Raw genomic sequence first — 12224 nt, 5'->3', positions numbered from 1 at the left:
GAAGTGACATGCCTCCGAAGAAGAAGCTCGTCAAGACGTTCACGCTTCAGCTGAAGGCGGGCCAGGCTACCCCGGCGCCGCCGGTGGGCCCCGCGCTCGGTCAGCACGGCGTGAACATCATGGAGTTCTGCAAGTCCTACAACGCGCAGACCGAGTCCCAGCGGGGCGACATCGTCCCCGCCGAGATCAGCGTCTACGAGGACCGCTCCTTCACCTTCGTCCTGAAGACCCCGCCCGCCGCCCGGCTGCTGCTCAAGGCCGCCGGTGTGGAGAAGGGCTCCGGCGTGCCGCAGAGCCAGAAGGTCGGCTCGGTGAGCCAGGCCCAGGTGCGCGAGATCGCCGAGAAGAAGATGGTCGACCTCAACGCCAACGACATCGACCAGGCTGCGAAGATCATCGCCGGTACCGCCCGGTCGATGGGCATCGTCGTCAACGACTGACGACCGTCAGTCCCCCAGACCAGTTCGTGGGAGGGCGCGCGTCGACCGCGGCCCGCCAGAGACCACAGGAGTAACCCGAGATGCAGCGCAGCAAGACGTACCGCAAGGCCGCCGAGGCGATCGACAAGTCGAAGCTCTACACCCCGGCCGAGGCGGTCAAGCTCGCCAAGGACACCACCAGCGCCAAGTTCGACGCCACGGTCGAGGTCGCCATGCGCCTCGGCGTCGACCCCCGCAAGGCGGACCAGATGGTCCGCGGCACGGTCAACCTGCCGCACGGCACCGGTAAGACCGCCCGCGTGATCGTCTTCGCCGCCGGCGCGAAGGCCGAGGAGGCCGTCGCCGCCGGTGCCGACGAGGTGGGCACTGACGAGCTGGTCGCCCGGATCCAGGGCGGCTGGCTGGACTTCGACGCGGCGATCGCCACGCCGGACCAGATGGCCAAGATCGGCCGGATCGCGCGGATCCTGGGCCCGCGCGGCCTGATGCCGAACCCGAAGACCGGCACCGTGACCATGGACGTCACCAAGGCCGTCTCGGACATCAAGGGCGGCAAGATCACCTTCCGGGTGGACAAGCACTCCAACCTCCACCTGATCATCGGCAAGGCCTCGTTCTCCGAGACCCAGCTGATCGACAACTACGCCGCGGTGCTGGACGAGGTGCTCCGTGCCAAGCCGTCCGCGGCCAAGGGCAAGTACCTCAAGAAGGTCACCCTGGCCACCACGATGGGTCCGGGCGTCCCGGTCGACCCGAACGTGGTGAAGAACCTCCAGGAGACCGCCGTCGAGGGCTGATCCCGACCGCTCCCGAGCAGGGGCCCCGCCACGCACCGTGGTGGGGCCCCTGCCGTGTGTCGGGCTGTGGCAGGCTCACCCCATGCGACTGGAGGACGTCCGGCTCCGGTACCGCCGGGGTGGCCCCTGAGTGCTGCGCGGCGTCACGGCCCGCCTCGATCCGGGCGAGGTGGCGGTGGTGCTCGGCCGCAACGGGGCCGGCAAGTCGACCCTGCTGCAACTCTGCGCCGGGGTGCTGCGTCCGGTCCGGGGCCGGGTGGTCGACCGTCCCCGCCGGGTCGGCTGGGTGCCCGAGCGGTTCCCCGCCGACCAGCCGTTCACCGTGACCCGCTACCTCACCGCCATGGGCCGGGCCGCCGGCCTGGGCCGGGCCGAGGCCGACCGGGCCGTCGACAGGTGGACCGACCGGCTTGGCCTGGCCCCGTTCCGTACGGTCCGGATGCCCGACCTGTCCAAGGGCACCGCGCAGAAGGTCGGCCTGGCCCAGGCGATGCTGCGGACCCCCGGCCTGCTGGTCCTCGACGAGCCCTGGGAGGGGCTGGACGCCGCCGCCCGGGGCCTGGTCCCGGAACTGGTCGACGAGGTGCTGGCGGCCGGGGGAGCGGTCCTGGTCAGCGACCATCGGGGCGAGACGGTCCGACTCCCCGGGGCGCGGCACTGGACGGTCGCCGACGGCCTGCTCACCGATGAGCCGGGCACCCGTGACGCGGCCGTCGCCGTGGTCGAGGTCGCGGTGCCGGCCGCGCGGGTGGCCGGCACCGTCGCCCGGTTGCGCGCCGACGGCCACCAGATCCTGCGGGTACGCGAACCCGCCGGCCCGCCCCCACGGGCGGCTGCGCCGCAGGCACCCGTCCCGGCCGCCGGGGCGGGGTCGACTGGTGATCCGGCGCGGGACGGCCCGGCGGGGGAGGTGGCCCGGTGAGCGCGCTGGTCCGGATGCGGCTGGCCGGCTTCCTGCGTACCGGACGGGCGCTGGCGCCGCTGCTGGCCGGACTGCTGGCGCTCGGCATCCTGTACGGCGGCGGCCGGGCCCACCCGGCGGAGGCGTACGGCGTCAGCGCGGTGGTGCTCTTCCCGGTGCTGGCCTGGCAGACCAGGATCCTGTTGGACGTCGAGCCGGACGTGCAGCGCCGGCTGGCGCATGTGCTGGTCGGCCCGGCCCGGGAACGGCTCGCCGGGCTGCTCGCGGCCGTGTTCGCCGGGGCGGGCACGGTGCTGGTCGCGCTCGTCTTCCCGTGGCTGGTCGGCGGGGTGGCCGCGCCCGGTCCGGGTGATCCGTCGGTGGTGGCGGCGCTGGCCCTCGGCCTGTGGGCGCACCTGCTCGCCCTGCTGCCCGCGGTGGCCCTGGGCGCCCTGGCCAGCCGGGCGCTCACCCGCAGCGCCGGGTACGGCGTCGCCGTGCTCGCCGTGGGTGCGGTCGGCACCCTCGTGCTGGGCCTGCGCGGCTCGGTGGCGCCCTGGCTGGTGCCGCCGGTGCTGGCCACCGCGCGGGCGCTCGCCGACAGTGTGCCGGCCGGCACCGTGCTGCTCCTGTCGGTGTGGGCCCTGGCCTGGGCGGGGGTGGCGCTGGCCGGCTACGCCGGGTGGCGGCGGGCCCGCCCGTGAGCGGTGCCGGCGGGCGATTTGGTGATGGCCGGGCCGTCGCGTAACCTGGTGCGGTAGTTCCACCCAGAGACCGCTGGTCACCGTGCCCCGGCACGGTCGAAGGTTCCGCGATGACGGGCGACCCGCGCAGGGCGGTAAGCGTAGTACGGTTCCTCCCCGTGGTCCGCCGACCATGGTGATCGGCCCCGCCCTCGCCCCGCGCGCCCTGCGCCGGGGCTTTTTCGTTGTCGTGACGCCTCCGGCGCCGTCACCCGAGCCCCGTGCTCCCCGACGGCGACCAGCTCCGAGTAACGAGAGAGGAGGGACATGGCGGACAAGCCGATCCGGGCCGACAAGGCCACGGCCGTCGCTGAGCTGACCGAGAGCTTCCGTACCTCGGGCGCTGCGGTGCTCACCGAGTACCGTGGTCTGACGGTTTCCCAGCTCACCCAGCTGCGGCGCTCGCTCGGCAAGGAGACCACCTACACGGTCGCGAAGAACACGCTGGCCAAGCGTGCCGCGACCGAGGCGGGCATCTCCGGCCTCGACGAGCTGTTCACCGGTCCTACCGCGCTGACTTTCGTTTCGGGCGACGTCGTCGAGGCGGCGAAGGGTCTTCGCGACTTCGCGAAGGCCAACCCGAAGCTCGTCATCAAGGGCGGTGTGTTCGAGGGCAAGGCCATTTCCGCGGCCGAGGTCACGAAGCTCGCCGACCTGGAGTCCCGTGAGGTGCTGCTGGCCAAGCTGGCCGGCGCGATGAAGGGCAACCTGAGCAAGGCCGCGGCCCTGTTCCAGGCGCCGCTCTCCAAGGCCGCCCGCGCGGCGGCCGCCCTGGCGGACAAGAAGCGCGAGCAGGAGGGTGCCGAGGCGGCCTGAGGCCTCCCGGCGCACCACGTTCTTTAATTTTCATTGCGAGAAAGGACGCCAGACATGGCGAAGCTCAGCACCGACGAGCTGCTCGACGCGTTCAAGGAGATGACGCTGATCGAGCTCTCCGAGTTCGTGAAGCAGTTCGAGGAGACCTTCGAGGTCACCGCCGCCGCGCCGGTCGCGGTCGCCGCCGCGGGTGGTGCCGGTGGCGCCGCCGCCGCGCCGGTCGAGGAGGAGAAGGACGAGTTCGACGTCGTCCTGGAGGCCGACGGTGGCAAGAAGATCCAGGTCATCAAGGTCGTGCGTGAGCTGACCGGCCTGGGCCTCAAGGAGGCCAAGGACGCGGTCGAGTCCGCGCCGAAGGCGATCCTGGAGAAGGTCAACAAGGAGACCGCCGAGAAGGCGAAGGCCAAGCTCGAGGGTGAGGGCGCCAAGGTCACCCTCAAGTGACCCGGGGTCGACCCTCGCGGTCGACCGTGGCGCGTGTCCGGCTCGGGTGAGCCGCGGCACACCGCAAACTGAACGGGCGGTGATCCGGCTGACGGATCACCGCCCGTCATGCTTGGTGACTCCGGGTATCAGTGGTGTGAGCAGGGTGTTCGCACTCGTGGTGCGACATGGCGGTGACGCCGTGGGTAGCCCGTCCGTGGGAAACCCGGCGAGCAGGCGCTTGGAGCCTCTTGACGCGGCCCCGGCCTGCCAGGCACGCTGACACCAGCAAGACCTTCCGCGCTTGCGACGGCCCCCTCTTGGGTAATGGCTGCGGCAGCACCAGCAGCCGCTCCACCCGAGCGGTCCGACAGGAACGTCGTGTTCCGAGCGGCCCGGCACGACCCCGTTCTCCGGGGTCCCCGAGGCGCGTTCCACGACGACCTGCGGGATGGGCTGGACAGCGGTTAGCCTCTCGGCTACACTGCTAGTTTGCGCTGCCTTCCGACTTGACCCCTGCTCGGAAATGTCCGGTTACGGATATTTCTGGTGGGGTCATTGGAGTGCACGCGTACCAGCCGTTCTGCAGCACCGGTCCTCGGAAGGACGCATCTTGGCAGCTTCCCGCCCTGCGAAGACCAGTCGTACGTCGAGCGCTTTCGCGCCCCGCCGAGTTTCTTTCGGCAGGATCACCGAACACCTCGAGGTCCCCAACCTCCTCGCCATCCAGAACGAGTCCTTCGACTGGCTCGTCGGCAACGAGGCTTGGCAGGGCCGGTCGGCGGACGACCCGCACGCACGCTCGGGTCTCGCGGAAATCCTCGACGAGATCAGTCCCATTGAGGACTTTTCCGGCACCATGTCGCTGTCCTTCTCGGCACCGCGCTTCGACGAGGTCAAGGCCTCGATCGAGGAGTGCAAGGAGAAGGACCTGACCTACTGCGCCCCGCTGTTCGTGACGGCGGAGTTCACCAACAACACCACCGGCGAGATCAAGAGCCAGACGGTGTTCATGGGTGACTTCCCGATGATGACGCCCAAGGGCACCTTCATCATCAACGGCACCGAGCGCGTCGTGGTCAGCCAGCTCGTCCGGTCCCCGGGCGTCTACTTCGACAAGCAGCCGGACAAGACCTCCGACCGCGACCTCTCCAGCGTCAAGGTCATCCCCAGCCGGGGTGCCTGGCTGGAGTTCGACATCGACAAGCGCGACACGGTCGGCGTCCGCATCGACCGCAAGCGCCGGCAGGCCGTCACGGTCCTGCTCAAGGCCATCGGTTGGTCCGCCGAGCAGATCCGCGAGAAGTTCGGCTGGTCCGAGCTGATGATGACCACGCTCGAGAAGGACCACATCGCCGGCCAGGACGAGGCCCTGCTCGACATCTACCGCAAGCTCCGCCCTGGCGAGCCGCCGACCCGCGAGAACGCCCAGACCCTGCTCGACAACCTCTTCTTCAACCCGAAGCGGTACGACGTCGCCAAGGTCGGTCGGTACAAGTTCAACAAGAAGCTCGAACTCGACGTGCCGATCACCACCGGCACGCTCACCGAGGACGACGTCGTCGCCACCGTGGAGTACCTCTGCCGGCTGCACGCCGGTGAGGAGGGCTACGAGGCCGACGACATCGACCACTTCGGCAACCGTCGCCTGCGTACGGTGGGCGAGCTGATCCAGAACCAGGTCCGGGTGGGTCTCTCCCGGATGGAGCGGGTCGTCCGCGAGCGGATGACCACCCAGGACGTCGAGGCGATCACGCCGCAGACCCTGATCAACATCCGCCCGGTGGTGGCGGCGATCAAGGAGTTCTTCGGTACGTCGCAGCTGTCCCAGTTCATGGACCAGACCAACCCGCTGGCGGGTCTGACCCACCGGCGGCGGCTGAGCGCGCTCGGCCCGGGTGGTCTGTCCCGGGAGCGGGCCGGCTTCGAGGTCCGCGACGTGCACCCGTCCCACTACGGCCGGATGTGCCCGATCGAGACGCCGGAAGGCCCGAACATCGGCCTGATCGGCGCGCTGTCCACCTTCGCCCGGGTCAACCCGTTCGGCTTCATCGAGACGCCGTACCGGAAGGTCGTCGAGGGTCGGGTCACCGACCAGATCGACTACCTGACCGCGGACGAGGAGGACCGGTTCGTCAAGGCCCAGGCCAACGCGCCGCTCAAGGCCGACGGCACGTTCGCCGAGGACCGGGTCCTGGTCCGCCGTAAGGGCGGCGAGACCGAGGACGTCGCGCCCGGCGCGGTCGACTACATGGACGTCTCGCCGCGGCAGATGACCTCGGTCGCGACCGCGATGATCCCGTTCCTGGAGCACGACGACGCCAACCGCGCGCTGATGGGCGCGAACATGCAGCGTCAGGCGGTGCCGCTGGTCAAGGCGGAGTCGCCGCTGGTCGGCACCGGCATGGAGTACCGTGCCGCGGTCGACGCCGGTGACGTGGTGGTGGCCGAGGTCGGCGGCGTGATCGAGGATCTCTGCGCCGACTACATCACCATCCACCAGGACGACGGCCACCGCCGGACGTACCTGCTGCACAAGTTCCGCCGCTCCAACGCCGGCTCCTGCGTCAACCAGAAGCCCGTCGTCTTCGAGGGCGACCGCGTCGAGGCCGGCCAGGTCATCGCCGACGGTCCGTGCACCGACGAGGGCGAGATGGCGCTCGGACGCAACCTGCTGGTCGCGTTCATGTGCTGGGAGGGTCACAACTACGAGGACGCGATCATCCTGTCGCAGCGCCTCGTGCAGCAGGACGTGCTCACCTCGATCCACATCGAGGAGCACGAGGTCGACGCCCGGGACACCAAGCTCGGCCCGGAGGAGATCACCCGGGACATCCCGAACGTCAGCGAGGAGATGCTCGCCGACCTCGACGAGCGCGGCATCATCCGGATCGGCGCCGAGGTCGTCCCCGGCGACATCCTGGTCGGCAAGGTGACGCCGAAGGGCGAGACCGAGCTGACCCCGGAGGAGCGGCTGCTGCGCGCGATCTTCGGCGAGAAGGCCCGGGAGGTCCGGGACACCTCGCTGAAGGTGCCGCACGGCGAGACCGGCACGGTCATCGGGGTGCGGACCTTCTCCCGCGAGGACGGCGACGAGCTGCCGCCGGGCGTCAACGAGCTGGTCCGGGTGTACGTCGCCCAGAAGCGCAAGATCCAGGACGGCGACAAGCTCGCCGGCCGGCACGGCAACAAGGGTGTCATCTCGAAGATCCTGCCGATCGAGGACATGCCGTTCCTGGAGGACGGCACCCCGGTCGACATCGTGCTGAACCCGCTGGGTGTGCCGTCCCGGATGAACATCGGCCAGGTCCTGGAGACCCACCTCGGGTGGGTGGCCAAGACCGGCTGGAGCGTGGACGGCGACGACACCGAGTGGAAGCGTCAGCTCCGCTCGATCGAGGCGCACGAGTCCGAGCCGGACACCAACGTGGCCACGCCGGTCTTCGACGGTGCCCGCGAGGAGGAGATCTCCGGTCTGCTCGCGTCGACCCTGCCCAACCGGGACGGCAAGCAGCTGATCGGTTCCTCCGGCAAGGCGCAGCTGTTCGACGGTCGTTCCGGCGAGCCGCTGCCCGACCCGATCGCGGTCGGCTACATCTACATCCTGAAGCTCAACCACCTGGTCGACGACAAGATCCACGCCCGGTCGACCGGACCGTACTCGATGATCACGCAGCAGCCGCTTGGTGGTAAGGCGCAGTTCGGTGGCCAGCGCTTCGGTGAGATGGAGTGCTGGGCCATGCAGGCGTACGGCGCCGCCTACGCCCTGCAGGAACTGCTGACCATCAAGTCCGACGACGTCCTGGGCCGGGTCAAGGTCTACGAGGCGATCGTCAAGGGCGAGAACATCCCGGAGCCGGGCATCCCGGAGTCGTTCAAGGTGTTGCTCAAGGAACTCCAGTCGCTGTGCCTGAACGTCGAGGTGCTCAGCAGCGACGGGGTGGCCCTGGAGATGCGCGAGACCGACGACGAGGTGTTCCGGGCCGCGGAGGAGCTGGGCATCGACCTGTCCCGGCGCGAGCCGAGCTCGGTCGAAGAGGTGTAAGTGGTGCGGGTCGGGGGCCGGCTGTCCGGCTCCCGACCCCGCCCGTGATCTAGCTGTAAAGACGACGACATAGGGGACATAGTGCTCGACGTCAACTTCTTCGACGAGCTGCGCATCGGCCTCGCGACCGCGGACGACATCCGTCAGTGGTCGCACGGTGAGGTCAAGAAGCCCGAGACGATCAACTACCGCACCCTCAAGCCGGAGAAGGACGGGCTCTTCTGCGAGAAGATCTTCGGTCCTCAGCGGGACTGGGAGTGCTACTGCGGCAAGTACAAGCGGGTCCGGTTCAAGGGCATCATCTGTGAGCGCTGCGGCGTCGAGGTGACCCGCTCCAAGGTCCGTCGTGAGCGGATGGGGCACATCGAGCTGGCCGCTCCGGTGACCCACATCTGGTACTTCAAGGGCGTGCCGAGCCGGCTGGGCTACCTGCTGGACCTCGCCCCCAAGGACCTCGAAAAGATTATTTACTTCGCCTCGTACGTCGTGACGAGCGTGGACGCCGAGGCGCGTCACCGTGACCTCTCGACGATCGAGAACGAGATCCTCGCCGAGAAGCGGCAGTCCGAGAACAGCCGTGACTCGGAGATCGAGAAGCGGGCCGCCAAGCTGGAGGCCGACCTGGCCGAGCTGGAGGCCGAGGGCGCGAAGGCGGACGTCCGGCGCAAGGTCAAGGAGGGCGGAGAGCGCGAGATGCGCCAGATCCGCGACCGGGCCCAGCGCGAGATCGACCGCCTCGACGAGGTTCTCGACACCTTCCGCAAGCTCGACTCCAAGCAGCTGGTCACCGACGAGCTGCTCTACCGCGAGCTGCGTGACCGGTTCGGCGAGTACTTCACCGGTGGCATGGGCGCCGAGGCGATCAAGGCGCTGGTCCAGAACATGGACCTCGACGCCGAGGCCGAGAGCCTGCGCGAGACCATCCGCTCCGGCAAGGGCCAGCGGAAGATCCGCGCGCTCAAGCGGCTGAAGGTCGTCGCGGCGTTCCTGAACACCCGCAACTCGCCGCTGGGCATGGTGCTGGACTGCGTCCCGGTCATCCCGCCGGACCTGCGCCCGATGGTGCAGCTCGACGGTGGCCGCTTCGCGACCTCCGACCTGAACGACCTGTACCGCCGTGTGATCAACCGGAACAACCGGCTCAAGCGGCTGATCGACCTCGGCGCGCCCGAGATCATCGTCAACAACGAGAAGCGGATGCTCCAGGAGGCCGTCGACGCGCTGTTCGACAACGGCCGTCGCGGCCGGCCGGTCACCGGTCCGGGCAACCGCCCGCTCAAGTCGCTGTCCGACATGCTCAAGGGCAAGCAGGGCCGGTTCCGGCAGAACCTGCTCGGCAAGCGCGTCGACTACTCCGGCCGTTCGGTCATCGTGGTCGGCCCGAAGCTGAAGCTGCACCAGTGCGGCCTGCCCAAGCAGATGGCGCTGGAGCTGTTCAAGCCGTTCGTGATGAAGCGGCTGGTCGACCTCAACCACGCGCAGAACATCAAGTCCGCCAAGCGGATGGTCGAGCGTCAGCGCCCGGTCGTGTGGGACGTGCTGGAAGAGGTCATCGGCGAGCACCCGGTGCTGCTCAACCGCGCGCCGACCCTGCACCGTCTGGGTATCCAGGCATTCGAGCCGCAGCTGGTCGAGGGCAAGGCGATCCAGATCCACCCGCTGGTCTGCACCGCGTTCAACGCCGACTTCGACGGTGACCAGATGGCGGTGCACGTGCCGCTGTCGGCCGAGGCCCAGGCCGAGGCGCGGATCCTGATGCTGTCGTCGAACAACATCCTCAAGCCGGCCGACGGCAAGCCCGTCACCATGCCCACCCAGGACATGGTCATCGGCCTCTACCACCTCACCCACCTGACCCCTGGCGGGGTCGGCGAGGGCCGGGCGTTCAGCTCGGACGCCGAGGCGCGGATGGCCTTCGACGCGGGCGAGCTGCACCTGCAGACCCCGGTCAAGATCCGGCTGCGGGACGTGATCGGTGTCGACAACGGCAACGGCGCGGAGCCCTGGGTCGCCCCGGAGGGCTGGGTCGAGGGTGAGCCGCTGACCGTGGAGACCACGCTCGGCCGGGTCCTGTTCAACGAGACGCTGCCGCAGGGCTACCGCTTCGTGAACTACGAGATCCGCAAGGGCCAGCTCTCCGCGATCGTCAACGACCTCGCCGAGCGCTTCCCGAAGGTGGCGCTGGCCGCCACCCTGGACGGCCTCAAGGAGGCCGGCTTCCACTGGGCCACCTGGTCCGGCGTCACCATCGGCATGGAGGACGTCATCGCTCCGCCGCGCAAGCGGGAGATCCTGGAGCGGTACGAGAAGGAAGCCGACCGGATCGACAAGCAGTACCAGCGTGGTCTGATGACCGCCGAGGAGCGTCGCGGCGAACTCATCGAGATCTGGACCAAGGCGACCAACGAGGTCGCCAAGGAGATGGACACCGCGCTGCCGCAGGAGAACCCGCTGTGGAAGATGATCAACTCGGGTGCCCGCGGTAACCTGCTCCAGCTCCGGCAGATCGCGGCGATCCGTGGTCTGGTGGCCAACCCGAAGGGCGAGATCATCCCGCGACCCATCAAGGCGTCGTACCGGGAGGGTCTGTCCGTGCTGGAGTACTTCATCTCCACGCACGGTGCCCGTAAGGGTCTGGCGGACACCGCGCTGCGTACCGCCGACTCGGGTTACCTGACGCGTCGTCTGGTGGACGTTTCGCAGGACGTCATCATCCGCGAGGAGGACTGCGGCACCGACCGGGCGATCCCGATGCAGATCGGCGAGCGTCTGGAGGGTGGCCGGCTGGTCGTCCACGAGCACGCCGAGACCAGCGTGCACGCCCGGACCCTGGCCGACGACATCAAGGGGCCGGACGGCACCGTGGTGGCCCACCGGGGTCAGGACATCAACTCCATCGGGGTCGACAAGATCGTCGCCGCCGGGGTGGAGACGGTCCGGGTGCGCAGCGTGCTCACCTGCGAGTCGAAGCTGGGCGTCTGCGGTGCTTGCTACGGCCGTTCGCTGCCGACCGGTAAGACCGTGGACGTCGGCGAGGCGGTCGGCATCATCGCCGCCCAGTCGATCGGTGAGCCGGGCACCCAGCTGACGATGCGTACCTTCCACACCGGTGGTGTCGCGGGTGAGGACATCACCCAGGGTCTGCCGCGTGTCCAGGAGATCTTCGAGGCCCGTATCCCGAAGGGCAAGGCGCCCATCGCCGACACCCCGGGCCGGATCCGGATCGAGGACGGTGAGCGGTCCCGGAAGATCATCGTGGTGCCGGACGACGGCAGCGACGAGATCGTCTACGACAAGATCTCCAAGCGGGTCCGGCTGCGGACCCACGACGGGGACCACGTCGAGGTCGGCGAGAAGCTCACCGAGGGCACCATCGACCCGCACGAGCTGCTGCGCATCCTCGGCCCGCGCGCGGTCCAGGTCCACCTGACCCAGGAGGTCCAGGAGGTCTACCGCTCGCAGGGTGTGCTCATCCACGACAAGCACATCGAGATCATCATCCGCCAGATGCTCAAGCGGGTGACGGTCATCGACTCCGGCTCGACCGAGTTCCTGCCGGGTGTGCTCGTCGACCGGGCGCTGTTCGAGTCGGAGAACCGCCGGCTCGTCGGCGAGGGTGGCGAGCCCGCCGCCGGTCGTCCGGTGTTGATGGGTATCACCAAGGCCTCGCTGGCCACCGACTCCTGGCTCTCGGCGGCCTCCTTCCAGGAGACCACCCGGGTGCTGACCGACGCGGCGATCAACTCGCGCAGCGACTCGCTGGTCGGCCTCAAGGAGAACGTGATCATCGGTAAGCTCATCCCGGCTGGTACCGGCATCAGCAAGTACCGCAACGTCCGGGTCGAGCCGACCGAGGAGGCGAAGGCCAAGGTCTACTCGATGACCGGTTACCCGGAGACCGACTACGGCTTCGGGCCGGCAAGTGGGCAGGCGGTTCCGCTGGACGACTTCGACTTCGGGTCGTACCGCTGAGCACCAGTTGACGAGGAAGGCCCCCGGCGTCGCGCCGGGGGCCTTCCTCGTTTCGGGGCGGTGCCCGTCGGCACGTGTCCGCTACGG

8 protein-coding genes are annotated in these 12224 nt (G+C 69.1%); all 8 read left to right on the top strand.

What is annotated here, in order from left to right:
• Positions 1–8 precede the first annotated feature (8 nt).
• Entirely contained in the window at positions 9–440 is a 432-nt protein-coding gene (gene rplK, locus Q2K16_RS16460) for a 50S ribosomal protein L11 (RefSeq protein ID WP_067301374.1), read from the top strand.
• A gap of 80 nt (positions 441–520) precedes the next feature.
• Positions 521–1237, top strand: a complete 717-nt coding sequence (gene rplA, locus Q2K16_RS16455; protein WP_302738507.1) for a 50S ribosomal protein L1 — start codon at positions 521–523, stop codon at positions 1235–1237.
• Positions 1238–1367: 130 nt separating this feature from the next.
• On the top strand, positions 1368–2159 hold the full coding sequence (locus Q2K16_RS16450; protein WP_302738506.1) for an ATP-binding cassette domain-containing protein: 792 nt from the start codon (positions 1368–1370) through the stop codon (positions 2157–2159).
• On the top strand, positions 2156–2842 hold the full coding sequence (locus Q2K16_RS16445; RefSeq protein WP_302738505.1) for a hypothetical protein: 687 nt from the start codon (positions 2156–2158) through the stop codon (positions 2840–2842). Before Q2K16_RS16450 ends, Q2K16_RS16445 begins: the two co-directional genes overlap by 4 nt.
• A gap of 306 nt (positions 2843–3148) precedes the next feature.
• A complete protein-coding gene (gene rplJ / locus Q2K16_RS16440; protein ID WP_088644793.1) occupies positions 3149–3697 on the top strand; it encodes a 50S ribosomal protein L10 in 549 nt (182 codons plus the stop codon).
• A gap of 54 nt (positions 3698–3751) precedes the next feature.
• Positions 3752–4141: a 50S ribosomal protein L7/L12 gene (rplL, locus tag Q2K16_RS16435; RefSeq protein ID WP_088644794.1), complete on the top strand. Its 390-nt coding sequence runs from the start codon at positions 3752–3754 to the stop codon at positions 4139–4141.
• Positions 4142–4733: 592 nt separating this feature from the next.
• Positions 4734–8165 (top strand): DNA-directed RNA polymerase subunit beta, encoded by a 3432-nt coding sequence (rpoB, locus tag Q2K16_RS16430; RefSeq protein WP_088644795.1) that lies wholly within the window; start codon positions 4734–4736, stop codon positions 8163–8165.
• 81 nt (positions 8166–8246) lie between these two features.
• Complete coding sequence (locus Q2K16_RS16425) at positions 8247–12137, top strand: DNA-directed RNA polymerase subunit beta' (RefSeq protein ID WP_145921755.1); 3891 nt, start codon at positions 8247–8249, stop codon at positions 12135–12137.
• Positions 12138–12224: the final 87 nt, after the last annotated feature.

The sequence above is a fragment of the Micromonospora cynarisoli genome (genome assembly GCF_030518815.1).
Lineage (GTDB): Bacteria > Actinomycetota > Actinomycetes > Mycobacteriales > Micromonosporaceae > Micromonospora > Micromonospora wenchangensis.
The sequence above is the reverse complement of the archived record's forward strand: the minus strand, read 5'-3'. Positions and strand labels throughout refer to the sequence as shown.